26 protein-coding genes and 1 pseudogene are annotated in these 24,958 nt (G+C 47.8%); 17 read left to right on the forward strand and 10 right to left on the reverse strand.

Translation table 11 applies throughout. The features are described from left to right. Together Q0986_RS19695 and Q0986_RS19700 are read right to left on the reverse strand one after the other, a co-directional pair. Positions 1–137 (reverse strand): annotated as a pseudogene (locus Q0986_RS19695) (phosphoribulokinase); the annotation flags it as partial. A gap of 255 nt (positions 138–392) precedes the next feature. Continuing rightward, on the reverse strand, positions 393–731 hold the full coding sequence (locus Q0986_RS19700; protein WP_299414692.1) for a DUF3082 domain-containing protein: 339 nt from the start codon (positions 729–731) through the stop codon (positions 393–395). Positions 732–1,571: 840 nt separating this feature from the next. On the opposite strand from Q0986_RS19700, the gene sds reads away from it, so the two are divergent. The 9 genes from sds (at position 1,572) to Q0986_RS19745 (ending at position 11,540) form a co-directional block, all read left to right on the forward strand. Next, complete coding sequence (gene sds, locus Q0986_RS19705; RefSeq protein WP_299414694.1) at positions 1,572–2,543, forward strand: solanesyl diphosphate synthase; 972 nt, start codon at positions 1,572–1,574, stop codon at positions 2,541–2,543. A gap of 49 nt (positions 2,544–2,592) precedes the next feature. Beyond that, on the forward strand, positions 2,593–3,189 hold the full coding sequence (lepB, locus tag Q0986_RS19710) for a signal peptidase I (protein ID WP_299414695.1): 597 nt from the start codon (positions 2,593–2,595) through the stop codon (positions 3,187–3,189). A gap of 77 nt (positions 3,190–3,266) precedes the next feature. Continuing rightward, a complete protein-coding gene (bchI, locus tag Q0986_RS19715) occupies positions 3,267–4,352 on the forward strand; it encodes a magnesium chelatase ATPase subunit I (RefSeq protein ID WP_299414697.1) in 1,086 nt (361 codons plus the stop codon). Positions 4,353–4,618: 266 nt separating this feature from the next. Next, entirely contained in the window at positions 4,619–5,038 is a 420-nt protein-coding gene (locus Q0986_RS19720) for a hypothetical protein (RefSeq protein WP_299414699.1), read from the forward strand. A 57-nt stretch (positions 5,039–5,095) separates the two neighbouring features. After that, entirely contained in the window at positions 5,096–5,755 is a 660-nt protein-coding gene (pdxH, locus tag Q0986_RS19725; protein ID WP_299414701.1) for a pyridoxamine 5'-phosphate oxidase, read from the forward strand. Positions 5,756–5,768: 13 nt separating this feature from the next. Then, positions 5,769–7,079 carry a hypothetical protein gene (locus tag Q0986_RS19730; protein ID WP_299414704.1) on the forward strand — a complete coding sequence of 437 codons (1,311 nt, stop codon included), beginning with the start codon at positions 5,769–5,771 and terminating at the stop codon, positions 7,077–7,079. A gap of 78 nt (positions 7,080–7,157) precedes the next feature. Next, positions 7,158–7,574: a hypothetical protein gene (locus Q0986_RS19735; protein WP_299414705.1), complete on the forward strand. Its 417-nt coding sequence runs from the start codon at positions 7,158–7,160 to the stop codon at positions 7,572–7,574. A 50-nt stretch (positions 7,575–7,624) separates the two neighbouring features. Next, a complete protein-coding gene (locus Q0986_RS19740) occupies positions 7,625–8,806 on the forward strand; it encodes an aldo/keto reductase (RefSeq protein ID WP_299414707.1) in 1,182 nt (393 codons plus the stop codon). A 415-nt stretch (positions 8,807–9,221) separates the two neighbouring features. After that, positions 9,222–11,540, forward strand: coding sequence for a tyrosine-protein kinase domain-containing protein (locus Q0986_RS19745; RefSeq protein WP_299414709.1), 2,319 nt, complete (start codon positions 9,222–9,224; stop codon positions 11,538–11,540). 55 nt (positions 11,541–11,595) lie between these two features. On the opposite strand, the gene Q0986_RS19750 is transcribed toward Q0986_RS19745, so the two are convergent. Both Q0986_RS19750 and Q0986_RS19755 read right to left on the reverse strand, forming a co-directional pair. Continuing rightward, positions 11,596–12,243, reverse strand: coding sequence for a GNAT family N-acetyltransferase (locus Q0986_RS19750; protein ID WP_299414711.1), 648 nt, complete (start codon positions 12,241–12,243; stop codon positions 11,596–11,598). 104 nt (positions 12,244–12,347) lie between these two features. Next, the gene (locus Q0986_RS19755) at positions 12,348–13,001 is read right to left on the reverse strand and encodes a GNAT family N-acetyltransferase (protein WP_299414713.1); all 654 of its coding nucleotides are present in this window, start codon (positions 12,999–13,001) and stop codon (positions 12,348–12,350) included. A 381-nt stretch (positions 13,002–13,382) separates the two neighbouring features. Between Q0986_RS19755 and mgsA the strand changes: the two genes are divergently transcribed. Continuing rightward, entirely contained in the window at positions 13,383–14,690 is a 1,308-nt protein-coding gene (gene mgsA / locus Q0986_RS19760; RefSeq protein ID WP_299414716.1) for a methylglyoxal synthase, read from the forward strand. Positions 14,691–14,711: 21 nt separating this feature from the next. Here the strand turns inward: mgsA and Q0986_RS19765 are convergent, their stop codons facing one another. Beyond that, positions 14,712–15,044, reverse strand: coding sequence for a hypothetical protein (locus Q0986_RS19765; RefSeq protein WP_299414718.1), 333 nt, complete (start codon positions 15,042–15,044; stop codon positions 14,712–14,714). 229 nt (positions 15,045–15,273) lie between these two features. On the opposite strand from Q0986_RS19765, the gene Q0986_RS19770 reads away from it, so the two are divergent. Continuing rightward, positions 15,274–15,930: a Uma2 family endonuclease gene (locus tag Q0986_RS19770; protein WP_299414720.1), complete on the forward strand. Its 657-nt coding sequence runs from the start codon at positions 15,274–15,276 to the stop codon at positions 15,928–15,930. 64 nt (positions 15,931–15,994) lie between these two features. Next, the gene (locus Q0986_RS19775; protein WP_299414722.1) at positions 15,995–17,380 is read left to right on the forward strand and encodes an MFS transporter; all 1,386 of its coding nucleotides are present in this window, start codon (positions 15,995–15,997) and stop codon (positions 17,378–17,380) included. 25 nt (positions 17,381–17,405) lie between these two features. Here Q0986_RS19775 and Q0986_RS19780 read toward each other — a convergent pair whose 3' ends face one another. Then, a complete protein-coding gene (locus Q0986_RS19780) occupies positions 17,406–17,702 on the reverse strand; it encodes a hypothetical protein (protein WP_299414724.1) in 297 nt (98 codons plus the stop codon). A 604-nt stretch (positions 17,703–18,306) separates the two neighbouring features. Continuing rightward, positions 18,307–18,648: a DUF952 domain-containing protein gene (locus Q0986_RS19785; RefSeq protein WP_299414726.1), complete on the reverse strand. Its 342-nt coding sequence runs from the start codon at positions 18,646–18,648 to the stop codon at positions 18,307–18,309. A gap of 265 nt (positions 18,649–18,913) precedes the next feature. Between Q0986_RS19785 and Q0986_RS19790 the strand changes: the two genes are divergently transcribed. After that, positions 18,914–19,483, forward strand: coding sequence for a hypothetical protein (locus tag Q0986_RS19790; protein WP_299414728.1), 570 nt, complete (start codon positions 18,914–18,916; stop codon positions 19,481–19,483). A gap of 86 nt (positions 19,484–19,569) precedes the next feature. Here the strand turns inward: Q0986_RS19790 and Q0986_RS19795 are convergent, their stop codons facing one another. From Q0986_RS19795 to Q0986_RS19805, 3 genes are all read right to left on the reverse strand, one after another. Further along, positions 19,570–20,016, reverse strand: a complete 447-nt coding sequence (locus Q0986_RS19795; RefSeq protein WP_299414731.1) for an NUDIX domain-containing protein — start codon at positions 20,014–20,016, stop codon at positions 19,570–19,572. A 339-nt stretch (positions 20,017–20,355) separates the two neighbouring features. Continuing rightward, complete coding sequence (locus tag Q0986_RS19800) at positions 20,356–20,589, reverse strand: CTB family bacteriocin (RefSeq protein ID WP_299414733.1); 234 nt, start codon at positions 20,587–20,589, stop codon at positions 20,356–20,358. 162 nt (positions 20,590–20,751) lie between these two features. Next, positions 20,752–20,985 (reverse strand): CTB family bacteriocin, encoded by a 234-nt coding sequence (locus Q0986_RS19805; RefSeq protein WP_299414735.1) that lies wholly within the window; start codon positions 20,983–20,985, stop codon positions 20,752–20,754. A gap of 145 nt (positions 20,986–21,130) precedes the next feature. Here Q0986_RS19805 and Q0986_RS19810 point away from each other — a divergent pair, with 145 nt between their 5' ends. The 4 genes from Q0986_RS19810 to Q0986_RS19825 all read left to right on the forward strand — a co-directional run bounded on the left by Q0986_RS19810 (position 21,131) and on the right by Q0986_RS19825 (position 24,911). Next, the gene (locus Q0986_RS19810) at positions 21,131–21,973 is read left to right on the forward strand and encodes a LapA family protein (protein ID WP_299414738.1); all 843 of its coding nucleotides are present in this window, start codon (positions 21,131–21,133) and stop codon (positions 21,971–21,973) included. Positions 21,974–22,250: 277 nt separating this feature from the next. Next, positions 22,251–22,772, forward strand: a complete 522-nt coding sequence (locus Q0986_RS19815; RefSeq protein WP_299414741.1) for a tetratricopeptide repeat protein — start codon at positions 22,251–22,253, stop codon at positions 22,770–22,772. Between the two features lie 74 nt (positions 22,773–22,846). Then, on the forward strand, positions 22,847–23,704 hold the full coding sequence (locus Q0986_RS19820) for a rhomboid family intramembrane serine protease (RefSeq protein ID WP_299414743.1): 858 nt from the start codon (positions 22,847–22,849) through the stop codon (positions 23,702–23,704). Positions 23,705–24,164: 460 nt separating this feature from the next. Beyond that, positions 24,165–24,911 carry a type 1 glutamine amidotransferase gene (locus Q0986_RS19825; protein ID WP_299414745.1) on the forward strand — a complete coding sequence of 249 codons (747 nt, stop codon included), beginning with the start codon at positions 24,165–24,167 and terminating at the stop codon, positions 24,909–24,911. Positions 24,912–24,958: the final 47 nt, after the last annotated feature.

Raw genomic sequence — 24,958 nt, forward strand, 5'->3', positions numbered from 1 at the left:
TGGTAATCATCTAGGCAAATAACCGTGATGAATTGCTCCCCAAACAGATCCTCCAGTCGGCGCAGGAAAGTAGATTTACCGCATCCAGAGTCACCGGCAACGCCGATTAGAACAACACGGTCTGGTTTAGTGGTCATAACTACGATTTCCTTTATAAATCCTATCTCAACAGCAACTAACCCCAGGCACCAACCCTTATGAGAAGGGGTTTGCACAGATAGAGCATTAAATTGCTCCCTTCTGATATTACTAGGCGTTTGTACCCTCTGGATAGCCAGAATGAGAGGAACCCCAATCATATCTATTCGGCTGTCTATTCAGAGACTGGGGATAGAGCTAAATTTTTTTAGTAATTCCCATGCTACCAAGATAGAGCCGTTAACCCACGATAATTACTCAGGTTGATCGGCAGGTTCTGACTTAGAGAGCGCTGGCGTTGATCTAAGATTTTGCCAGAGAATTTGAATTGATAAAGCGCTCAAACCCAATGCTGCTACACAAAAAATTCCAGTTGCTAAGGTGCTTAATCCTACCACTAAAGTTTTAAGCGCAATCGATATTTCCAGGGCTGTTTGATTATCTGAGGTGAAGGGATGCTCGGCAAAGGATTGGGCAATTAAGGAGGAAAGCTTGGCGAGGGGCAAAGCAATGATTCCGGCGAGAATAGCGCCAGTCATTGTTCGCAATACGCTGGGAGTAGTAGATTTTTCCGTAGAGGGTGATTCAGACATGGGCAAAGATTCTCACCGAATAACGGCATTGGCATCATTTCACTATATTGACGCACTCCCATGATTAAAAGACATGGGATTCAGTGCTATTAGCATAGATTGCGAAGCTGAGCCCCGACTTACGTCTACTGGCACTCTAGACAACGCCTTGCCTAGTGAGAGAATTCCAAACAATCAGAATCGGTTTTTGTATTTTCGGTCTGACAGAGACAAGCGGAATCCTGGATTTTACCCTTAGCGATTTGCATTGAGTCCGATTAAACTGCCGAGACTACTTTCTGACAGTATGTTTAGCCCTTTACCTAGAAAATTTTTTCTAGAACTAACAGAGGTCTAAATCTGTCGAAGAATTATTTTTATGTTATCGCAAGCATTGTTCACAGCAATGAAAAGCGCCACCTCGTTTTTCATTGCACCCTTGCAAGGGGTGGACTTTCAAACTTCAGGATTTGGGTAGTGGCTCACCTCAGGTTGCCAAGCAACCTGAGGGAGGGGCAACGGTGTCTTCTCTTCTGCTGTCAATCGATTTTACAATCGGTTAACCCATCCCTTGACTAGTGGCAATCCATGACGTGGATGCCGAGTGCTGAGTCTGCTGCCAGGATGGGCACACCAAGGGGGTAGATGTTGCACAATCCATCTTCGCGGTGAGAGTGTAAGGCGGTGGAAGCTACGCAGGAAAACTGTAAGAATATCAACGAACTGCTGACGGCCCCATTCTAGAGATTTGAATTCCTGATGGGTTATAAACCCTCTAGTAAACGAAGAGAGTTACAATGTGATAAGCATATGTAAAATTTTGTAATCTTCATTTCATAACTGTCTGAGATAAGCAAATCAATGACCTCAGTAACATCCCTTTTTGATCCAGTTGAAGCCGATTTAGCCATATTGGTGGATAACCTCAAAGATCTGGTACGTGCCCAACATCCAGTTCTTTTCGCTGCGGCTGAACATCTGTTTCAAGCTGGTGGGAAGCGGATGCGCCCGGCGATTGTCCTCTTGCTCTCTAGAGCGCTCCTGCCGCATCAAGACCTTACCCCTCGGCATCGGCGGTTGGCAGAGATTACCGAGATGATTCATACCGCTAGTCTGCTCCATGATGATGTCGTCGATGATTCAGGGGTGCGGCGGGGCGTGCCTACGGTTCATAGCCTGTTTGGCAATCGGATTGCCATTCAAGCGGGTGACTTTCTGTTTGCCCAAGCCTCCTGGTATTTGGCGAATTTGGATAATCTAGAGGTGGTGAAGCTGCTGTCTGAGGTAATTAAAGATTTTGCGGAAGGGGAAATTCAGCAGGGCATTAATTCCTTTGATACTGCTTTAACGCTGGAAGCTTATCTAGAGAAGTCCTATTACAAAACCGCTTCCCTAATGGCGAATAGCGCTAAAGCGGCAGGCGTTTTGAGTGGTACGTCCGTGCAAGTCAACCAAGATTTATATGCCTATGGCCGCTGTGTAGGCTTAGCGTTTCAAATTGTCGATGATATTTTGGATTTCACAGGTTCGACAAATGCCTTGGGTAAGCCCGCCTGTTCAGATTTGCGTAGCGGCAATTTAACGGCACCCGTGTTGTTTGCGATCGCAGAGAAACCCTACCTCAAAGTTTTAATTGATCGGCACCTCGAAGAAGCGGAAGACTTAGATGAAGCGATTGCCCTGGTCCATGACAGCCAAGGCATTCCCAAGTCCCGAGCCCTCGCCGAACAATTTGCCCATCAGGCCGTTCACCATCTAGACTTTCTGCCAGCCTCGGAATCCCGACAAGCATTGCTCGATTTAACGGAATATATCCTCAAACGACTCTCCTGAGGAGTATTCTAGTGATTTAGATGATTGTCCATTTTACGAGAGAACCGTTATGACCTCAGAGGATCGACCCACACCTGAGGCAACTCCTATCCCCGCGTGGCGCAAACTGTGGCAATCCCAGAAAGACAATATTCTCACCCTTGCGATCGCACTGATCCTCGCCCTACTGATTCGGGGATTTGTGGCTGAGTCTCGCTATATTCCTTCCGTCTCTATGGAGCCCACCTTGACACCGGGCGATCGAGTGGTGGTGGAAAAGCTCTCCTATCGCTTCCGCCAACCTCAATCCGGCGACATTGTCGTTTTCCATACCCCCTTACCGCTGCAGGCCGTGGGCTATGCACCGGAGCAAGCCTTTATCAAACGGGTGATTGGCGTGGCCGGGCAAACCATTGCAGTCCAGAAGGGTCAAGTCTATTTGGATGGCCAGCCCCTTGCTGAGAGCTATATTGCAGAAGCCCCACAGTATGAATTAGAACCTGTTCAAGTTCCTGAAGGGGCGCTCTTCGTGATGGGCGACAACCGCAACAACAGTAACGACTCTCATATGTGGGGGTTTTTACCCCTCTCTAATTTAATCGGTCGAGCCAACCTCAAATTCTGGCCTATAGAGCATTTTAACTGGCTTCGTAGTCCATTGCCTTGACTGGATTAGCGCCCTTGAGCGGCCTCCATATGGCACAATGGGAAGCACTGGATAAAAGCTATTGATCAGGTATTTTTGTGAGTTCTACTGCGACCAAAGCGCCCGCTCGCGCTGTTTTCCCCTTTACGGCTATCGTCGGCCAAGAAGAAATGAAATTGGCGTTGATCCTCAACACCATTGATCCACGAATTGGTGGGGTGATGATTATGGGGGATCGCGGTACAGGCAAAACCACAACCATTCGGGCGTTAGCTAATCTGCTCCCCGAGATTAACGTCGTCATGGATGATCCCTTCAATAGCGACCCTGAAGATCCAGAACTGATGAGTGATGAGGTTAAAGCCTTAACCACAGGCGGCCAAACGCCTGCAGTGACTCAAATGCAAGTGCCAATGGTGGATTTGCCCTTGGGCGCCACCGAAGATCGGGTGTGCGGCACGATTGATATTGAAAAAGCGCTGTCGGAAGGGGTAAAAGCCTTTGAGCCTGGCTTGTTGGCAAAAGCCAATCGCGGCATTCTCTACGTGGATGAGGTCAACCTGCTCGACGATCACTTGGTTGACGTGCTGTTAGACTCAGCTGCCTCCGGTTGGAATACCGTCGAACGGGAAGGCATTTCCATTCGCCACCCCGCTCGCTTTGTTCTTGTGGGTTCCGGCAACCCAGAGGAAGGAGAATTACGACCTCAGTTGCTCGACCGTTTTGGCATGCATGCTGAAATTCATACCGTTAAAGATCCGACCTTGCGAGTGCAAATTGTCGAAGAGCGCGCTCAGTTTGATCAAGAGCCCCACTCCTATCTGGACAATCACACCGATACTCAAAAGGCTCTCCAAGACCAGATTGTGAATGCTCAGAATAATCTGGCCCACGTCAATATTGACCACGAGCTGCGCGTCAATATTTCCCAGGTCTGCTCGGAACTAGATGTGGATGGTCTACGTGGCGACATCGTTACTAATCGAGCAGCCAAAGCCATTGCGGCCTTTGAAGGACGGACAGAAGTCACGGTCGATGATATTCGTCGAGTGATTACCCTATGTCTGCGCCATCGTTTGAGAAAGGACCCTCTGGAATCTATTGACTCGGGCTATAAAGTCAGCAAAGTCTTTCGCCAAGTCTTTGGTTTACCGGATGAAGACGATGCTGACATGGCCGCCTAAACGAATCATCCTTGATTTTCTACCTAATCGATTTGTCAACTTCCCATCAGCTGGATACCAGCTAATTTAGGTTGATTATTTTGCCTGGGGTTGAAGAGGGCCAGCTTGATAAAGGGGCAGACCTATATCCGGCTAAGTCGCTCCAGAGTCGTCAGTCTTAAGGCAAGATAGGGGTGACTAGAATTGAAGGGGGCTGTGTCATTTTCAATGGAGAATGAACGACCGCGATCTCAGCCCCATACTGCGCCTGAAGCGGGTCAGGAATCATGAATACTATGAACTGCCTATTTTGCGTCCTGATGGGTCTCTGCCAGCTGTTGAGTCCTGCTGCCGCCCTGAGTATGCATCCGCTGTGGCTGCCTCAGTCCAGTATGAGAGTGGCAACCCTGGCTCAATCCCTGGTGATTCAGTCTCAGCCATCCTCTCAGAGCATTCAACAGGCAGTGGTGCAAGATTTGGCTCAGCGTACGGGTCAGCCCCTTCAGACGTTCAAAGTGATTCATATCGGGCAGCAAACTTGGCCGGATGGCTGCTTAGGGTTGTCGGAACCCGATGTGCTCTGTACGATGGCGCTGGTGCCGGGCTGGCGAGTGGTGGTGTCGAACGGTGCGCAAGAATGGACCTATCGCACGGATGATCAGGGTCAAATTATCAAGTTAGACCCCGGTCAATCCTCCCAGCCATAATCGGATGGCTTCCACTATATTGATGGAGTACCGTATCCTCCTCTCTAGCGTGATTGCATGTCTTCTCGTGATCTGACCCCAGCAAAGATTGCCGATCTGCGGTGTGACTACCGTTTGCAAGCGCTTTTAGAAACAGCGGTAGAGGCGGATCCGATCCAGCAATTTCAGTATTGGTTTAGCCAAGCCTTGCAGGCTGAATTGCCAGAGCCCAACGCGATGACCTTAGCTACAGTTAATACAGAGGGCCAACCCTCGGCGCGGATGGTGTTGTTAAAAGGGGTTGATCCAGAGGGGTTTGTGTTTTACACGAATTACCGGAGTCGTAAGGGTCAAGAGTTGACCCATCGCCCCTGGGCTGCTCTAGTCTTTTGGTGGGCTGAATTAGAGCGGCAAGTGCGGATTGAGGGGGCCGTTGCTCAAGTGTCTGCGCAAGAAACGGAGTCCTATTTTGAGAGTCGTCCTCGGGGTAGCCAGCTGGGGGCTTGGGTGTCCGAACAAAGTCAAGTGATTGGCGATCGCACGGTTCTTGAGGAGCGTCTGCAAGACTTAGAACAGCAATACCAGAACCAGCCGATTCCTCGCCCGCTCCATTGGGGGGGCTATCGCCTCCGACCAGATTTGATTGAGTTTTGGCAAGGTCGTCCCAATCGCCTCCATGATCGGCTGTGTTACCAAAGAGAGGGTGAGCAGTGGTGCATGGTGCGGTTATCACCTTGATATTGGACAGCCCATGACACTGATTCAAGTTTGGGGATGCTTACTGATTTTTGTGATCTGCCCACTGCTGGGAGGGCTGCCGGTCGCAGAATACTTGACTCGGCTTTTCCCTCCGTCTCAAGGCAGGGGCTATCGGCTATTTGGGGTTAACGTCCATTGGCGCGTTTGGCTGCGGGGGGGGATAGAGGCGAGTAAAGGCGTTTTGAGCGTCTTACTGGCTCGTTATTACTTTCCGCAGGATCCGACGTGGTGGATTATTGCCCTGATTGCCTTAGTGTTTGGCCAGTTCTGGATCCGAAAATCGAAACCCTTTTTGGCGGTTGCGGCTGGAGGATTGGCCTATAGCTGGCAGGTAACGTTTTTGCTCCTGCTGATGGGAGGCATTAGTCTCACGCTCTTGAGAGAAAAGCAGCTTGGCCGGTTAGGGCTGTTGGTGCTATTACCGATGGTGGTCGGGTTAGTCTCTCAGCAAAGCTCCCAAGCGATGGCCGCGATGGGACTCAGTTTTTTGCTTGCTTGGGGAGATGCTCAGCAGTCCCAGGCTTCAGTACCTGAGGAAGGGAGAGAAGAGCGTGCCTTAAGGACGCAACCCCAGGCCGATGATGCCCATTTGTTTGGCTTGTTTCAGCGCGATCGCAATATTCGTACCCTCGATCAACCGCTTAATGCCGATCAATGCGGTCAGTCTGCCGCTGTGCTCAGTCAACTCAAAGCATTGGGATATCCTGTCCCTCCAGGTTGGGTGCTACCGCCTGGGGATGATGCCGAGCCCCTGATTCGATTGCTATCGCCCACGCCTGAGCAGCCTTTAATGGTTCGGTCTAACATTGTCGGTCAGACGCATGAATCGGAGAATATCGCCCTCTCCACAGAGCCGATTATTCAGATCACATCTCGACGATCCTTGGTCCAAGTGATTGCCGCCTGTCGAACCGCCTATAGTTCGACGCCCTCTTCTGCACAGCGACGCGAGTTCGGGGTCGCTGTTCTGATTCAGATCCAAGTCAAGGGCCAATATGGAGGGATCGCTTGGAGTCAAGATGTCAAGGCCCAGGACCCGACGACTGTGCTGATCACGGGGGGGGCTGGACCAACGCCCTCAGAAGCCCTCACGCAGCTGTCTGCAGTGCAGATTCGCGTTCCACAAAGGCTCTCTAAACATTCTGACGTAGCGCTGACCCACGCACAGATACCGCTGCCTCTAGTTCACCAAATCGCCACGATGGCTCGGGAAATAGACGCTCACTATCAGGGCATCCCTCAAAAAATTGAATGGAGTTACGATGGCACTACACTGTGGTTACTAGCGGCTCACCCCGTCTAGATATAAACCTGTTTACAATACGAGAGGAAAACATTGTTGTTGGCTTTGCCCTCAATCCTTTAATCGCCCCCTCCCCCTATGTTAGACCACCACTCTTCCCCCTCTGTTGTCCATCAGCGCTGGCTCCTAGCAATGCTGATTCTGTGTATCGTTACGTCTATTTTGCATTACGTCGATAACATCATCTTCTTTGATCAGTATCCGGAACCGACCTGGTTTAATCCTTCCTTGGTGGATATTCTCTGGTTTGTGATGACACCTATTGGCATTGCGGGCTATCTACTTTGGCAGCGAGGCCGTTTGGCGCTTGCTTTTGGACTGCTCTACCTTTACGTGGCAATGGGGCAGTTAACCTTGGGACACTACTTCTATGCGCCTATTTGGGATCTAACCTGGAAAATGAATGGGCTCATTCTTCTAGAATCTTTTACAGCGCTAATGTTGGGTGTGTATTTAGCCTGGTTGCAGAAGACTGGTAGGCGTGAATCTGCTTGAGTGCAGTGATGCTTTGGGCTAAAGCAACGATAAGGAGTTAATAAGTCTGGATGTTATATCGTCGATTTGGCCGGACAGAACTGCAAATTCCGGTGTTTTCCTGTGGAGGGATGCGGTATCACCATTCCTGGAAAGACTTACCGGGCTGGAGAATTCCGAAAGCTAATCAAGACAATCTAGAGGCCACGATTCGACGATCCATTTCCCTCGGGATTAACCATATCGAAACGGCTAGGGGCTATGGCACCTCGGAACTGCAACTCGGACGCATTTTACCGACCTTCCCTCGCCATCAACTGATTATTCAGACTAAGGTTGCACCGAAGGACAATGCTCAAGAGTTTCAGAAAACCTTTGACCAATGCCTGCGCAAATTAAAGCTCGACTATGTGGACTTACTCGGACTACACGGGATTAATACGCCTGAGCTACTAGATTTCACCGTTCGTCCAGGGGGATGTCTGGAGGTGGCTCGCCGCTTGCAAGAACAGGGCAAAGTCCGATTTATTGGTTTTTCGACCCACGGACCGACGGATTTGATTGTGAAAACGATCCAAACGGATCAGTTTGATTATGTCAATTTGCACTGGTACTACATCAATCAGTTCAACTGGCCTGCCATTGAGGCTGCAACCCAACATGATTTGGGTGTATTTATTATCAGCCCTTCTGATAAGGGAGGCATGTTGTACAAACCCTCCCCCAAGTTAGTCGATCTGTGCCATCCGTTGAGTCCGATGGTGTTTAATGACTTGTTTTGTTTAAGCCATCCCCAAGTGCATACGCTGAGTTTAGGGGCAGCTCGACCAAGCGATTTTGACGAACACTTAAACGTATTGAAGCTGCTAGACCAAGCGGATACGTTGCTGCCGCCGATTTTGGCGCGGCTGCAGGAAGTTGCGATCGCAACCCTCGGTGAGGACTGGGTCGAAACATGGCATCAAGGGTTACCGAGCTATGAGCAAACGCCTGGCCAGATTAATATTCCAGTGATTTTGTGGTTGCGCAATTTAATGATGGCCTACGACATGCATGAATATGCTCAAATGCGGTATAACCTGTTAGGACAAGCCGATCATTGGTTTCCCGGAGAGAAAGCAGGCCAAGTCGCGGATCACGATCTGAGGGACTGCCTAAGCGCCAGCCCCCATGCCGCTCAGATTCCTGGCTTTCTTGCTGATGCGCATCGCCAACTCGCGGGGCAAGCCGTGCAGCGCCTGTCGAAAAGTTAAGGACCATGCTGAAATGTTGGGCTAGGTGGGTTGGGTTGCGATCACAACGATCAGACTGGCTAATCAGCTGATGTCCTTAGCAGATGAAGGAACGTGTCCAGGCCCATCGGTGTCGGTTCTGTCTCACAAAAGAGGGGGGTGTCGGTGCGATCTCGCGGGCTGGCCCACTACCATTCAGATGAGGAGTGTTTTGTTTAATCTCAATCCTGAACAGCATTCCTAAGCGTGGACCGAGGGATAGCAGCCTTATCCCAGCCGACCGCTTGATAAGAATGCCCCTAAAAAATAAGACCGTTGCCCACAAAGCTGATCGAAAAAACGGTTAGACCTAATTTTGAAAAAGTTCTTGAAAAAATCTGAAATTTAGTATCTTGTTGTATGTAAGGTGCTGCGCCTTCTCCCCACTGAGGTGACCATGAAATCTGAACTAGATGAACAATCCTTATCTCTGATGCAGGTTTATGAGCCATCAGAGTATACGCCTTTGGGGAGTCCTCGCACCTCGGGTAAGCGGCTTGTGCGCCCGCTTTGGCGACTGATTCAGCGGAATATCCTTCTGATTGGTGGAATTAATCTAGTTGTCGCTGGGTTAACGGCCTATTTAGTACTCAGTCGTCCGCTAACCTATGAAGGTGAATTTCAGCTCTTAGTCGAACCGATTACGACAGCCGGACAATTGCCTGACCCTACGAGTTCTTCTCAGGAGGGCAGTCTGGCCGAGCCAGGACTAGACTATTCCACCTTACTGAGGGTGCTCAAAAGCCCTCAGGTGTTAGCGAGTGTTTTGCAGCAAATCGAATTCAGATATCCCATAAGTTATAACCAACTGCTCCAGGATATGAAAGTAGAGCGGATTGGCCAAGACGCACAGAATCAAACGAAGCTGATTCGGGTAAGTTATACGTCAGCCGATCAAACCAAAATTCTGTTTGTCCTCAAGCAACTGTCGAATGGTTATCTCAAATACAGCCTTGAGGATCGCGAACGTCGGGTTGGAGGTGGGGCAGCGTTTATCGAACAACAACTGCCTGATTTGAAACAGCGTGTCAAAAGTCTGGAAAGTCAACTGCAAACGTTACAACAGCAAGAAAGTATTAGTGATCTGGATAGCGAAGGAGCTGAGTTAGCCAAGCAAGCTAGAGAACTGGAATCTCAGCGATTAGAAACACAACGTAATTTGCGGGCGCAACAGAAACTGTATGTCAATCTCCAAAAACAACTTGGCCTAGCGCCCAACCAAGCGATCGCGGCCTCTTCCCTGAGCGAAGATCCGCGCTATCAGCAGTTGTTGAGTCAGCTGAAGCAGGTGGAAACTCAATTGGCGCAGGAACGGGCTCGCTTTACCGATGCCAACCCTGTAATCCAAGATTTACAAGCAAAGCAAAGCAATCTTAAAGCGTTGCTGAACCAAGAAACACGTCAGCTCGTCAGTCAAAGTCAGGTCGGCAATGCGAATCTTGGGCAGTTACCTCAGTTCCAAAATTCGATTCAGCGTTCGTTGAGCCAGCGCTTGATTGACACGCTCAATGAAATTCAAGTGCTGGAAATCCGTAGTGAAGCGTCCACTCAAGCTGCGGTTGCTGTGAATGCCCGACTCCGTAGATTCCCCGCGGTTAAACAGAGGTACGAACGACTCAACCGCCAGCTGGCCAGTGATACGACACGGCTTAACCAGCTGTTACTCAAACGAGAATCCTTGAAAGTTGAGGCAGCTCAGCGTGATATTCCGTGGCAAATTCCCACAGAACCCCAACTGAGGACCGATGACCAAGGTAATTTGGTCTTACCTGAACAAAACCGGGTGCAAAAAATCCTGTTGGGCGTGATGGGTGGCTTCTTGTTGGGGTTAGGAGCGGCACTGCTTCGAGAAAAGCACCGCGACGCTTTTTTAAGTGTGGATGACTTGCAGGATCGGACCCAGTTACCTGTACTGGGTAACCTTCCGTTTAACCATGCGATCGAAGCGATTGATCAAAACCCTAACCGTAGCGAATTTAGTGAAGCATCTGTTACTAACCACCAGAACCAAGCGTTTTTACAGGCGGCTGAAGCGCTCTATACAAAGATTCGGTTTTTAGCGGTAGAGCCCCCTGTACGTTCCCTTGTGATTAGCTCAGTTGCTGCCCGAGATGGGAAAACGACGGTTGCTTTATATCTCGCTCAATCAGCGGCTCGGATGGGACAACGCGTGTTATTAGTGGATGCGAATCCAGCGTTCCCACAATTACATAGCCGTTTAGGTCTTCCCAACTTCGAAGGGCTGAGTGACATTTTGGAACGTAACCTCGATCCCAATCAACTCATTCAACGGGTTCCCTATCAAAAAAACTTGTTTCTCTTAACAGCGGGTCTGGCCACAAAAGTGGCGAATAAGTCCTCTGCTTCCAATCAAATGAAGTACTTAATGGAACAGCTAAACAGTACGTTTGATTTAGTGATTTACGATACCCCCTATCTTCAAGGGCATGCTGATGCGAATTTTCTCACCCTCAATACGGATGGTCTTGTCCTAGTGGTAGGCATGGGAAAAACTCAACAATCCAATCTGCTCAAAACGGTGAAGGATTTAAAAGCCTCTCGTTTGCCTATTTTGGGGCTTGTGTCTAATTTCTCTGGCGAACAGGCCGACAATACCCCGAATGAGGAGTATTTTGGTGGCGATTATTTCGAAACACCAGAGGTTGAAGATGAATTTGAAATCTTTCGAGCAACGTCCCGTGAGTCAGAGCCTTAGCCAATGGGGTGATTACATATCTCCAGTTTGACCATAGGACAATCATAAACTTGAGCTAATCATGTGCTAAGAGGATCATGGATGATCTTTTTGGAACAGAGTTGTCACTGATGCGCAGTTTTTGTTTATCTCTTCGCGATAATCTACGAAAGCCAAGCCCCTGATAAAATTTGGCAACTGAACGATTTGTTAATACATAGATTGGTGTTGGATAGTTTTGCAGTAAAGCCTGAACCAATGCTGTCCCTAATCCCATTGTTCTCCGTGTATTGTGAATATACAGACTGCCTAAAATTGAATAGCTGCCATGACTCTTAATAAAGGCACGACCTACAAAACGTCCTTGTTCTTCGATTACCCAACAGTTCTTGGGCAGATGCTCAGGCTTAGCTAACGATCTAAGTCCTAATGCAATGAATAGACCTAAACAAGCTAGATAGACGACAACTATCCAAAGCACATTTATCGATATTCCTAAGGCACCTAATGCCTGCAAATATATCCCTATGACGACAGCAGAAAATAAATATAAAATGGTGCCTGTCCGAAGTTTATAAAAGACCAGCATCATTTTTACTGAGACCCAAGATGGCAGTTGATCGAGACTTTTGGGCATCATCATTAATCTGAGTCGGTCTATCTCAGTGGTCTTTATAGGTCGAATGACACAACCAGAAGGTAATTCAGGTCCTAACGAAGACATCGGTGATTACTATATCTCTGATTCGGTATTGACCACTTATTACAGATTTTTTAAGATATTCACTAATGTTGACTATTTTTGTTAAAAATAAGCTTTTTAAATAATTAATAATGAGCCATTATTATAAAATTTGGAAGCATGAGCTTTTTAACTTTAGTCGATAGTTTTTGGAAGCGAACTATCCGAAAGCCAAGCCTTCTATAAAATTTTACAGTATTGGAGAAAGTTGATAAATAGATAGGCTTTTGACTTGCCTGAATCAGCTTTTTGGTTAAGGTAGTACCAAGCCCTTGCCCTCTCCAGTTGGGGCATATGTGCAGAAAATTTATCACTGAAAAGGTTTCATAGGATTGTAAACGAGCATAACCAATAAAACGATTGTCTTGCTCGATGACCCACCAATATCGAAAATCCTTCCTATCCCAACCTGGCGTTATTGCCGTCAGTGCAAAAACAAGCAAAGAATATGATATTAGAACAATGATTGTAGAAAATGTGTCGACAAATATAATCACTCCCAATAATCTCATAAATGGGTAGACAATGGCCATTGCCCCTAATATAAAAACTTGACTAATAATAGCTACACTGATTCTAGTTTCTATTTCAAATAAAGTTGTCATAAACCTTATAGACATCCAAGAGGGCATAGCATAAAGACTCCTTGGCATCACCAGAAATTTGAGATAATCAATATCTGTTGCTTGAAGACGGCGAATAACGAAGTCTGAGGGTAACTCAGATTGTGACTGAGACATTGATTTGCACCACACTCTCAACCCAGTATTGGTTTGAAATAACATCAATCCAAAGTAACTTCTTGAATCTCAACAAACTTTATTTCCCGTAAGGAATGTTTTATCGTCTAATGGTTTATTTAGCGAGATGACTAAAACCTGTATATCCTAGCTTGAGCGTTAAAGATATTCAGGTCTCTTGCTATTAGACCTCTTGCAATATTCGTTTCATGATGTGTTACCCACTCAATTTATGCAGCGATCTGACTTAAATTTTTAGTCCTCTACCATATCGATCGCTGAATTATGCAAGAGGTCTATTGACGCTTGTTCGCAGATGCCAAGCACATAGAACAACGTATGATCGATACAAGACAAAGGTTTTAAGCACGAGGCAATTGCATGGCTGCCACGATCGCATTGATCGCCCACGATCGCAAAAAAGATCAAATCGTTGAATTTGCCAAGCAATACCAACCCGTTCTCTGTCGATATCGCATCATCGCCACCGGCACCACCGGACAGCGGATCAAAGATGCCACCAGCCTAGAAGTCGAGCGAATGCTATCGGGACCTATGGGAGGAGACGCCCAAATTTCCACCCAGGTGGCTGAAGGCCAAGTCACCGCCGTGATCTTCCTCGTCGATCCGCTCTATGCCCAGCCTCATGAACCCGATATTCAGGCCCTGCAACGGATCTGTGCGGTTTATGATGTGCCCCTTGCCATTAATGTTGCCACCGCGACGGCCATCCTCGAGCAACTGCGCCGTACCCGGGTTGCCCACCTCATTTTTAATCCAGTCTCAGGTCAGGGCAATGCTGAGCATGATCTGACCTTGATCGAAGAACTCCTCAGTCCAGCTATGGAACTGGTAGTGCATTTGACCACTTCAGACACCCATCCTAGCGAACTGGTAGAAGATGCAATTTCAGCTCAAGCCGATCTGATTTTGGCCTCGGGTGGAGATGGCACCATCTCTGCTGTGGCAGGGGCTTTAATTGGCAGCGAGATTCCGCTGGGGATTATTCCCCGGGGCACAGCGAATGCCTTTGCGGCGGCCCTCAATATTTCTCAGGGCTTTATGCCGATTCGGAGTGCCTGCAATATTATTGTCCAAGGCAAGACTTGGGTCGTTGATGTGGCCAAGTGTAACGACCAGCCGATGATTCTGTTAGCGGGAATTGGTTTAGAAGCAGAAGTGATTGAACGGGCGGACCGAGAGGCCAAAAACCGCTGGGGGGCCTTCGCTTACATTATGGAAGGGATTAAGCAGTTCAATCAGCAGGAACTGTTTGAAACAGAGATTGAAATCGAAGGCGTGCTCAAAACCTTTAATGCGGGTGCTGTCACAATTGCCAATGCTGCACCACCCACTTCAGTCATGGCCCAAGGGGCAGGAATCGTCGATGCCAGTGATGGGCTGCTAGATATCACCATTGGCGCACCAAAAAATGATCTGGAAGCTGTCGGGGCGATGGTGAATTTAGTGGGCGCTGCACTGATGCGCAAACCCGCCAATCGGGATGACATTATCAATCTACAAACCCGTCGAGTCAAAGTTAAAACCCACCCACCCCAGAAAGTGGTGGTCGATGGGGAGATGGTAGGGACCACCCCCATCGAAGTGGAATGCATTCCTCGGGGATTGATTGTGTTTGCCCCTGAGTCAGCAGATTTACATCAGGACGTCCCTGAATCTGAGACCTAAATGGGTTGCAAGACAGATCCATTAACGGTGAAAATCCTTGTGATCATGATGAAACTTATAATCATGGTGCTTATCGTGATGCTTTTTCTTCAAGACCTTGAATTTCTTGAAGCCAAAACTCGGGGAGTGATGGAAGCGACGGAAACGACGCCGACCGTGATGACGCCGACGGAATCTGCGACGGCCATGAAATCCGTGGCGACGGTGACCGAATTTTTTGAATTTTAAGGAAACGAGTTGGGATTCTTGCAGGTCAGAAGACACACCTATCTCGGCAGCCTTGGCTTCGCTGATGCCAACCGTAAGAACGGATAAGCTCAGTAATGCGGTGGAGAGTATACGTTTCGGATTCATCTTCCGTGCCTCGCTTGTTGCTAACTTCAATCTAGAGCTGGAATCTGAGAGGAGGCTGATGGCTCTCTGAGGTAAGGTGATCAGATTGCTGAAGATTATCGACTTTGGGTATGAATGGCGAGGGATGCTTGAATACTGGCGGTGTAAAGCCAGCATCAACTGCAGGGAGGGGGACTGCTGAAGTGATGAGGGCGGCTATACTAGAGGCAATTCTCACGGGAGCTTCCCTATGGTTACGCTTCAGCTTCGCCAATTGGTGGTCAATCCAGGTCAACGAATTGAGCTGCAAGGGGTCAATTGGAATGAGTTTGAAGCAATTCTTGAGGAGTTAGGGGATCGGCGTGCATCTCGAATTGCCTATAGTAATGGAGTTTTAGAACTAAGGATGCCTTCCCCTGAGCATGAGGTTGATAAAGAGTTAATCGGAGATATGGTCAAAATTCTCCTGGAAGAACTGGATATCAATAATGAGTGTTTTGGTTCAACGACGTTCAAGCGCCAGGATATCGCTAAGGGGGTTGAGCCGGATCAGTGTTTTTATATTGAAAATTATGCTGTGATGATCGGAAAACGTCGACTTGATTTGAGTGCTGATCCGCCACCTGATTTGGCCATTGAAGTGGATGTTACCTCTAAAACAGGATTGGAGGCTTACCAAGCATTGGGAGTCCCTGAGCTGTGGCGAGTGGAGGAGGGAAAATTGCGGATTAGTGTGCTGCAGGATGGGCAGTATCAGGAGGCAAGCTTGAGTCCTCACTTCCCTAAATTTCCCATTATTGATGGGATATCTGAGTTTTTGCATCGAAGTCAGACGGAAGGGCGCAGTCAAGCGCTAAAGGCGTTTCGACAATGGGTTCGAGAATGGAGCCAGAATGTTGCTCCATAAGGTATCAGTGATTGCTAATTCGTTAAGCTGAAGACTCTGCGCCCATTGTCTCGCTAGGTTTTGCATGAAGTTGCGAACTCAATTTTTTAAGCAACGAGCTGATCAAAATCCGCCACAGATTCATCCGCTGCTTCGGCCCCATTGGCCCTTTGACCCCGGCAAGCTGCCGTTCTTTTATGGCTGGGCGATTTTAGCAGCCTGCACCATCGGCATTATCATGAGTATCCCTGGCCAGACGATGGGAGTGAGTGTCTTTACGGACTACCTGATTGAGGCAACGGGAGTATCACGGCTGCAGCTCAGTAATGCTTATCTGATTGGCACGGTGACCAGTGGATTACTACTGCCCTTTGGAGGCGTGTTTCTGGATCGGTGTGGGACGCGCCTGTCGGTGGTGCTGGCTGCGGTGTGGTTGGGGTTGACGTTGGGGTATATGAGCGTGTGCGATCGCATCGCCCTCTCTCTCAGTCAAACCTTAAACTTACCCACCTCCAGCTATATGGCCTTTGGCTTGCTAGTCCTGGGGTTCACCAGCTTACGATTCAGCGGTCAAGGCATGTTAACCATGTCTAGTCGCAACACGCTCGGAAAATGGTTTGATAAAAGACGGGGACTGGCTTCTGGCATTGCAGGAGTCTTTATCTCTTTTGGCTTTGCGTCTACCCCTTCTATCCTCAATGCCTGGATCGAATCGACCACTTGGCGGTGGACCTGGGTCAGTATGGGGTTAATCGTCGGCTTGGGAATGGGCAGCTTAGGCTGGATCTTTTATCGCGATAACCCTGAAGAATGTGGCCTCCAGATGGATGGCAAAATTTCATCTGCAGTCTCAAATCAATCCCCGACCGCTCTAGACACCCGCACAGATTTCTCTCGTAGTGAAGCACTTCGTACACCAGCTTTTTGGGCCGTTACCTTAGCACTGTCCTGCCAAGCCTTAGCGATCACGGGGATTACCTTTCATATCGTTGATCTGGGGGCAGAAGTCGGATTAACCAAGGCCGAAGCAGTGGCCTTATTTATACCGATGGCATTGGTATCGACCATTATGGGATCCTTGATGGGGTTTGCCGCCGATCGAATTCGGCTGCAATTTCTGTTTATGGGGATGATGACAGCTCTGGGCGTTGGAATTGCCAGTATGGCAAATCTGGATATTGTGGCTTTGCGTGGTCTGGCAATTGCGGGGCTGGGTAGTAGCGGGGGATGCTTTGGCACCTTATCTGCTGTAGCATTACCCCGTTTCTTTGGCCGGACTCACTTGGGTGCAATTTCAGGGGTGCAGATGATGAGTATCGTCTTTGCCAGTGCAATTGGCCCCTCTTGGATGGCCCTGTTTAAGGATATTGTCGGGTCCTATCAAATGGGCCTGTATTGCTTCTGCATTTTTCCGCCGATTATTTTACTACTCAACTGGATTGCCCCGAATCCGCAGGTGCACACTCGCTAGCCTGCTCTGCGAACTCAGACAATCGTTAGTGAGCACTCTGCTGAGACAACAACGCTGGGTTGTGGGCTGTTTGTGACGGCTGAGTAGAAACAGCAGACGAACTGACTGTCTCGGAGGAAGGAGGTGTTCGTTTGGTAAAGGTTACCGCAGGCGAATTGGAGATCAAGGGTTGGCCCTTGACTGTAATTCTAGGTAGGGTCTCTGGGGTCATTTCGGGAAAAGTCAGCCGATCGGCTTTCTGGGGCATTGCTTCAGCACTTGTCAGTGGGAAGCATGCCAATGCAACTAGCCCTGTAAGGACACCAATCTGAGGCAAGTTCATAATTCAATCCTGTGGAAATCGTGGGAAATTCTGAGCGTTCAAAAATAGGTTGTGTTTATGGCAAAAGTTGACTATAGAACCTATGTATAACTTGTATATCTTTATGATGATGGACAAATCTGAGACACACATCATCAGAAATACGGAAGTTTAGAGATCTATATAAAAAAGTACTGGTTGTTCGAAAAATATAGCTTCTTAATAAGATAGCTTCTCTGAAATCGCATGAAAGAGCTAGTTCTATAAAATGGACTAAGTCTATGTCTATAAAGGATTCTGAATTTACTTATTGATTGAAATTTTCTTGGATGATTAGAAGATTTATGTTGATTGATCTTTTATTCTACAAAAGCTTTAAAGCAGCTAAAACACTCAAATTTTATTATTTTTAGGAAATAAAAGTGTTTTCTAGAGGTAGAAGGCTTCCGTATACATACTGAAATCTAAGCCATAGTGATCAGCCATCATTCATCCGGGGGAATGATGTACACCTTACTGGGGTATCCAGATGGGATGAGGTTGTTGCCGATGCGTAAGTATCAACCTGGATCCTGCTCATCCAGACCTTGAGCTTGAATAACTGGCTCAATAAAGATTGGGTGGCCTAATTCTCTGAAGTGGAAGACCATGTAAATTTTCCCTCTGCATTCGGTTGAAAGGGAAACACCGTTGTGACCGCGGTTAGAGGAATGCTGCCATATACATGGGGATACTGCTCCTCTCCCCCTTCGCAGTTTTCATATCGCACCTCTGCATCCAATCGTTGAGGATCGATTTCTAGTAAGACCAAATCCTTGCGATCGCAAAACAGACGGTGAGCAACCTCCAAAACTTGATGCGGGTCCGAGCAGTGAATAAAGCCCTCTGTTATTAGAGAGGCAGCCTGATATTCCCCTATGGTCTGGGCAGTGGTCCAATCACGCGCTTGGGCAATGTGGAAAATCATGATCTCGAGCCTAGTTTCTGTGCGGAGGGGAGAAAATATATGACAACACTATACAGATTCAGCCCTGTATAGGGACAGGCTCGCTGTGTGAGCGGCTGACTTCCTCTGTATCTCCGTCCTGAAGCCCCAGAGCGATTTTGTTCAAAAGATCTGATTAGTCTTGAGAAAAAAGATAGATTTTCCGCAATCTAACCGGATTGACCCGGTTCAGACAACAGTCCATGATAGTAGTGGCAATTGGTTTCTTGGAGCGGAGATATCTTGAATGAGTGACAATAATAAAAGCCCATTTAATCAGCAGTTAACAAAGTGGTGGGACTTAGTTTCAGCCAAGGATACATGGGACTTATTTAAAAATTTCTTTGCACTGGCATGGACGATTATTAAGGAAACAGGCATCTTAATTTGGTTATTCCTCTTAGGAGGACTCGTCTCCATCGGTTGGGTAGTGGATCGCTCGGCTGATTTGACGGACAGTGTTAAGTCTCTGCAAGACCAAGCCAATCAAGCCGAGGAGGGGAACCTAGTTTCCGAAGCAGGGAAATCCTTATGGACCGCAACGAAAAAAAGCGCTGATAATGCCCTGCAGACCGCTCGGACTAAGCTAGATATTAAAGTCCCAGAAAAAAAAACTAAAGCACCCGTAGCAGCCAAGCCTGCGAGTAAGCCTGCTGCATCCAGTAAACCGCCTGCATCCACCCCAGCGGCAAGTCCAGCTCCAGCAGCAGATACCCCTAAGGCTTCATCTTCCCCACCGGCAGATGAAGGGAAAGAAGAAGAAAAAATTACCCGGACCCCTGACTCTCAAGAGCCACCAGAGGCTAAGGAGTCCTAAGCGCAAACGAGGTAAAGGCTTTATTCTTCAATATTTTTAAGATCCTCTATTCAGTCTTTAGGCGAATAGAGGATTATTGTTTGCGGCTACTGGCGATCAGGGTGCAAGGCCATAAAGTCCAGCAAGATCTTCTGGTGAGGATAGGCTAGCGGAAAGGTTCCTTGTGCTTTTGCGGAATATCGCTGGCTGTCTTGAACCTCCTGAGGTGAGAAAAATCCCCAGTCCCAGCCTTCCATCAGTTCCAATTCTGAGAGAGAGACGGTTAGAGGGGCATAGTACACATGACGAATGACGCCTGGATCAGGGTAAAGGTCAAACCGCTTAAGCGTTGAAGTCTGGTAGCCAATTTCTTCCATCAGTTCCCGGTGGATGGCGTCGTCGGGATGCTCACCTGGATCGCAATGGCCGCCAAAGAATCCCCAATGGCCTGGATAGGCAATACCCGGAATATCGTCACGCAGCTGCATCAGATATCGATCTTGCTGATATAAGATTGCGATCGCAACTGCATGGGTTGTTTCCTCAGAACTCATGGCCCGGATTTCCTCTGGATAATGCTTGAAATCCTAGCTTAACGGCACTGCGCCGGATTTTTGAGAAACTGACTGGCATCGCTAAGAAGTGGTGAGCTTGAATCGTTTGGCATTGTTCAAGCGTCATGATTGTTGATTAAACGCTGCTCCTACACCCTAACTTTTCTCTCGCGAGAAGATGACGTACTCCCCATCAACAGAACATAGCTTTTTCCCCCAGAATTGGGGGGCCAAATGCAGGCACTGAAAGCCGGGTACAAGATCTCAGTTATCAAAATACCCCTAAGCTCTATGAGCTTAGGGGCAAACTTAGCAAATCGTTCGATCTAGTGTTGCAGACTAGTCAACCGCACCAAATTGAACACTCTTGGCATCGGTATACACTTCCTGATTCGCGGCATTAATAGCACCAAAGGAAGCTGAACCACCAGGGCCTGAAGTGGCACCCCCGACAGAACTGAGCAACTCAGTATTGGAATAGAAAGAAGTCTCGTTGATATTGAGCGTCGTGACAGCACCACCGGCAACGAGTTCTTGCTGTTGATCAGACAATTCAGTAAATAATTCAGACATGGTTTTACCCCGCAATATGTAGATTTAGATGTGAATTCAATCTGGGAGCGACTAAACGTGCAGACTGGGTCAGTTCGCGTGAGGAATGAGTGACGCATTCAAACTCATTCGACCGTTTAGTTGCCCCACTGTTAATGTTGGTGACTGGACTCAGTGCTGAGATTAGTCAACTGCACCAAACTGAACGTTAAGCGCGTTCGTATAAATTTCTTGGTTAGCACCAGCAATGTTACCCGCAGCAGCTGATCCAGCAGGACCAGACGCAGCTACTCCATTAGACCCCAACAACTCAGTATCAGAGTAGAAGCTTGTGGCATTGATATTGAGCGTAGTGATGGCGCCACCGGCAACGAGTTCTTGCTGTTGATCAGACAATTCAGTAAATAATTCAGACATGGTTTGACCTCAAAGGATAGATGACAAGTGGTGGTTAAAGACCCGTGTAAACTTGTTACTGTATGCATTAGACCATCAGGTTTTGCCTCATTCAGTGATGCCTGAGCAGTTTTAATGTGATTCACGACACACTTACCGTAATCAGATGCCTATCCTCGTTGTTTGCGCGTTACTTATTTCTCTCGTTGCCATTCTGTTTGCGCTGCAAAATTCTTGGGGAATTACGGTGAGTTTCCTAATCTGGCGCTTTTATGGTTCTCTCGCACTTATTTTGTTGCTAACGCTGGCCTTTGGGGTAATTATTGGCTTATTAGTAACAGCTCCCACCATTATTAAGCGAGGATGGGTTTCTTCTCGCCAAAAACGCCAGTTAAGTCAGCTAGAGGAGGAATACCAAGGCCAGGCCCAAGATGCTTCCAGCCAACGGAAAAAACTTGATTTAATGCAGGCGACTCAGATGCAGTTGTTTACTGCATTGGGCTTAACTGAAACGAAGACCGGACTCTTAACGTACCGTTCTCTCGATCCAGTACTGTCCTATGCACTGGGCAAAATGGTGGAGACATCAGAGGGCTCTTGGTATCAGTCGACGTGTTTATTTGTGATCGATCTAGAAGGCGTTCCCAGTTCTGATGCGGCGAACTCATCGGCTGTTTGGTTGATGATTACTAGAAGACTGCAGCATCAACTTTCTCCTCGCAGTTGGCTGCATAGTGGCGAGCAGAATCGCCTCTATTGTGTAACCCTTGGCATGACGATTGAAGCCGCCACAGACTATGGAGAATTCTTATCTTCGACGCTGGATGAGCCATTGCAGTTGGTAGATGGTTCAGAGGTGTCCGTGAAGCTAAGGATGGGTGGAGCAATCGCCCGCCAAAACGCCTCAATTACCAGTCAACAGTTGCTGACTCAAGCAGCGCAAACCCTTGAAAGATCCAGTCTTTGGGGACGTAGCCGTTTTCGCATGGTAGAAGCCGGAACGTCCTAGATAGGATGTGCAGTTATTTGAAGTTCCGAGAATGGCAAGAATTGTATCAGTTAAGGATGATTCCGCTTTTATTTCTTAAAATAAGTAATATAAGTCTTTTCCCCATCATTTTTTAAGCTATAGCCATTCATTGTTGCAGACAGCAGTTAGCTGCCTGACCCAGTTTTTGATAAGTATTTATTCTGATTAATCAAAGATGGTTAAAGTCTCTTGTTGCCAATGACAAGGGTTGCTTTTTGCACCCAATTTTTTTAGATATTTTTAGGTTCTTAAAAAAATGCTGACTCCTCCTCGTCCCCCTTGGCTCCTTTTGACGCTCCTGGCTTTGAATGGTTTAGCCTTTAGTATCGGCAATACTGGACAAGCTAAACCCAATACATATCAGTCTTCTGAAGCGAATGTTGCCCTTTCTAGAGAAGACCGCTCGCAAATATTATTTTCGACGGGCATTCAGAAAGCCTTAAAAGGAGACTATAAACACGCGATTCAGGATTATGACCAAGCCTTACAGCTGGCGCCCAGCAACTCGGAAGTCTATTACAACCGGGGCGTCGCCTATTTTTCTATCAACCGCCCTCAAAGTGCATTCCAAGACTTTAGTCAGGCCATCACCCTGCAACCGACCATGGCTGAAGCCTATGGGAATCGAGGTTTAATTCGTCAAAATTTAGGCGATCGCAAAGGTGCCATTGCCGATTATCAACAAGCCAAACGTTTATTTCAGCAAAAAGGAGATTTTGCGGCTGCCCAGCAGATGCAAAATTGGATTAATCAGCAAGTGAATACAACCCGCCTGTAAGATCGAGTGCTTCCACTTTGACCTATCCTAGAATCACATCTCTTTAGGCTGTTTCATATTCAATGGAATTCAAGTTGCCCAAACGACAGACAACAGGTTCTGTCGTTTGTTTTTCTTGTCAGAAACTAGTATCCATCGATCAAGAAAAATGCCCGTTTTGTGGACAGCCCCATCCAGGCTTATGGGGGTATGCTCGCCCGATTCGTCGACTGGGTGCCGATTTTGGGTTTATCAAAATTGTCTCAGTCGGCTGCATTATTCTTTACGCGATCACGCTGCTCTTTGATCTGCCGGGTGTGCGCAGCCAGGGGGTCATGCGACTCTTGGCTCCTAGTTCTTACAGCTTGGCAATTTTTGGTTCCACGGGGTCAATACCGTTATTTGAATGGGGACGATGGTGGACTGTCATTGGGTCGGGGTGGCTGCATGGTGATCTTTGGCATCTTTGTTTTAACTTAGTGTGGCTGAGCTTCCTCTCTCCGATGGTTGCGGGCGGCTATGGGGCTGGACGACTGGTCAGCATTTATACCGTTACAACTGTGACTAGTTCTTTGGTAACCAGTTTTGTGGCCCAGTATTGGCCGTCTTTACCTGCATCGTTCAGTGGAGCCAGCTTTAGTGTTGGGGCATCAGGGGGAGTGTTTGGCCTTTTGGGAGCATTAGTGATTTATGGTCAGCGTTCTGGACGTCAGCAAGTGCTGCAACAAGCGCTGATCCTATCCATCGTCTCTTTTGTTTTGTCTGCCTTTCTGGGCAGGGTTGATAACTGGGGACATTTAGGGGGCTTTATCGGCGGGTACCTCATCGGGCTGATGCCTGGGTTTAACCCCAACCAACCTCAACGTCTTTATCATCTAGGAATTGCGGTTGGGGCCTTAGGGGTGACGTTAATCTGTGTCATTTTATCTCCCATTCATGGGCTCTTGTTCTAGTCCTTATTAATCAACAAATCGGGGGTTGCTCGCCAAGGGGCAAACCTGCTGGATCGTGTCAGACACTGCTGCAAATGATTGATGCAAGCGTTGGGTCCATGCCACAGCTGTCGCTGTTGCCAATCACGAAGGTTTACCGTAGAGAGTGAAACTTCAGGCTCAAGGAATACCCTCAGGGGCGGAGTAATCCCTTGTTCAGCTTGGTCACCGACCTGGATTGAGTCAAGATGATCAATATTGACCCACTCCCAGTGAGATGATGTTGTATGCAGCGATGGTTAATCTCATACCTAAAAGGTGACTCCAATACGGTGTAACGGTGATCTCAATATTTAACGATGATCTCAATCATTGTGGATTAATCCTTTTCCTTAAATCTAATGGACTTGATTTATATCTGTCCATCAGATGGGTATGGTCAGGCTCATCACTGTCATTAACTTGCTCCTAACGATTCTGCATGACCCCATCTCGTTCGAAACTCCGCATTCTCTATCTCCAGATTCGCAATGATGATGTTACTTGTGCGGAGGAGCTACGGGAGTTCGCTTACCATAGTCAGCTAAACCAGACTCAATTCACTATTTTGAATGTGTTTGATACACCCGAATTTTGCGATCGCTGTGTGGATACCTATGATGCGTTATTTATTGGGGGGTCTAGCGACGCATCCGTGCTGAAGCCGGATCAATATCCCTTCGTTCACTCTGCGAAGCAACTGATTAGACACTGTGTTGACTACACAATTCCTGTGTTTGCGTCTTGCTTTGGGTTCCAATTAGGAGTAGAAGCGTTGGGCGGCAAAGTTATTGATGATCCCAAACAGATGGAGATGGGAATCTATCCGATGCAATTAACAGATGAGGCTTATCAAGACCCCCTGTTTGCTGATATTCCCAATCCTTTTTTAGTGGTTTCAGGTCACAAGGAACGAGCCACTGAACTGCCTCCGCAGACAAAATTATTGGCATTCACAGAGCGCTGTCCTTACCATGCCTTTAAAGTAATTGATAAGCCTTTTTATGGTTTTCAGTTTCATCCCGAGGTGGATCATCATGATTTAGCTGCTCGCATTACGCGCTATCAAGATCGATATCTGGAGACGGATGGGGCTTTGCAAGCCATCCTTGACAACCTTCATCCCACACCAGAATCCAATCGACTCATTCTAAAATTCGTTGATCGGATTCTGCTGCAAAAAAGGTAAAATCGTCACTCGCCCGATTCCTCAATTTTTAGCTCTCTTATCCCCAG

The sequence above is a fragment of the Acaryochloris sp. IP29b_bin.148 genome (assembly GCF_028285565.1).
Lineage (GTDB): Bacteria > Cyanobacteriota > Cyanobacteriia > Thermosynechococcales > Thermosynechococcaceae > Acaryochloris.

What these genes read in the sequence shown, in the direction of transcription:
- Q0986_RS19700 (WP_299414692.1), bottom strand. Translation starts at nt 731, where the DNA reads ATGTCTGAATCACCCTCTACGGAAAAATCTACTACTCCCAGCGTATTG.
- sds (WP_299414694.1), top strand. Translation starts at nt 1,572, where the DNA reads ATGACCTCAGTAACATCCCTTTTTGATCCAGTTGAAGCCGATTTAGCC.
- lepB (WP_299414695.1), top strand. Translation starts at nt 2,593, where the DNA reads ATGACCTCAGAGGATCGACCCACACCTGAGGCAACTCCTATCCCCGCG.
- Q0986_RS19720 (WP_299414699.1), top strand. Translation starts at nt 4,619, where the DNA reads ATGAATACTATGAACTGCCTATTTTGCGTCCTGATGGGTCTCTGCCAG.
- pdxH (WP_299414701.1), top strand. Translation starts at nt 5,096, where the DNA reads ATGTCTTCTCGTGATCTGACCCCAGCAAAGATTGCCGATCTGCGGTGT.
- Q0986_RS19730 (WP_299414704.1), top strand. Translation starts at nt 5,769, where the DNA reads ATGACACTGATTCAAGTTTGGGGATGCTTACTGATTTTTGTGATCTGC.
- Q0986_RS19735 (WP_299414705.1), top strand. Translation starts at nt 7,158, where the DNA reads ATGTTAGACCACCACTCTTCCCCCTCTGTTGTCCATCAGCGCTGGCTC.
- Q0986_RS19740 (WP_299414707.1), top strand. Translation starts at nt 7,625, where the DNA reads ATGTTATATCGTCGATTTGGCCGGACAGAACTGCAAATTCCGGTGTTT.
- Q0986_RS19745 (WP_299414709.1), top strand. Translation starts at nt 9,222, where the DNA reads ATGAAATCTGAACTAGATGAACAATCCTTATCTCTGATGCAGGTTTAT.
- Q0986_RS19750 (WP_299414711.1), bottom strand. Translation starts at nt 12,243, where the DNA reads ATGTCTTCGTTAGGACCTGAATTACCTTCTGGTTGTGTCATTCGACCT.
- Q0986_RS19755 (WP_299414713.1), bottom strand. Translation starts at nt 13,001, where the DNA reads ATGTCTCAGTCACAATCTGAGTTACCCTCAGACTTCGTTATTCGCCGT.
- mgsA (WP_299414716.1), top strand. Translation starts at nt 13,383, where the DNA reads ATGGCTGCCACGATCGCATTGATCGCCCACGATCGCAAAAAAGATCAA.
- Q0986_RS19765 (WP_299414718.1), bottom strand. Translation starts at nt 15,044, where the DNA reads ATGAATCCGAAACGTATACTCTCCACCGCATTACTGAGCTTATCCGTT.
- Q0986_RS19770 (WP_299414720.1), top strand. Translation starts at nt 15,274, where the DNA reads ATGGTTACGCTTCAGCTTCGCCAATTGGTGGTCAATCCAGGTCAACGA.
- Q0986_RS19775 (WP_299414722.1), top strand. Translation starts at nt 15,995, where the DNA reads ATGAAGTTGCGAACTCAATTTTTTAAGCAACGAGCTGATCAAAATCCG.
- Q0986_RS19780 (WP_299414724.1), bottom strand. Translation starts at nt 17,702, where the DNA reads ATGAACTTGCCTCAGATTGGTGTCCTTACAGGGCTAGTTGCATTGGCA.
- Q0986_RS19785 (WP_299414726.1), bottom strand. Translation starts at nt 18,648, where the DNA reads ATGATTTTCCACATTGCCCAAGCGCGTGATTGGACCACTGCCCAGACC.
- Q0986_RS19790 (WP_299414728.1), top strand. Translation starts at nt 18,914, where the DNA reads ATGAGTGACAATAATAAAAGCCCATTTAATCAGCAGTTAACAAAGTGG.
- Q0986_RS19795 (WP_299414731.1), bottom strand. Translation starts at nt 20,016, where the DNA reads ATGAGTTCTGAGGAAACAACCCATGCAGTTGCGATCGCAATCTTATAT.
- Q0986_RS19800 (WP_299414733.1), bottom strand. Translation starts at nt 20,589, where the DNA reads ATGTCTGAATTATTTACTGAATTGTCTGATCAACAGCAAGAACTCGTT.
- Q0986_RS19805 (WP_299414735.1), bottom strand. Translation starts at nt 20,985, where the DNA reads ATGTCTGAATTATTTACTGAATTGTCTGATCAACAGCAAGAACTCGTT.
- Q0986_RS19810 (WP_299414738.1), top strand. Translation starts at nt 21,131, where the DNA reads ATGCCTATCCTCGTTGTTTGCGCGTTACTTATTTCTCTCGTTGCCATT.
- Q0986_RS19815 (WP_299414741.1), top strand. Translation starts at nt 22,251, where the DNA reads ATGCTGACTCCTCCTCGTCCCCCTTGGCTCCTTTTGACGCTCCTGGCT.
- Q0986_RS19825 (WP_299414745.1), top strand. Translation starts at nt 24,165, where the DNA reads ATGACCCCATCTCGTTCGAAACTCCGCATTCTCTATCTCCAGATTCGC.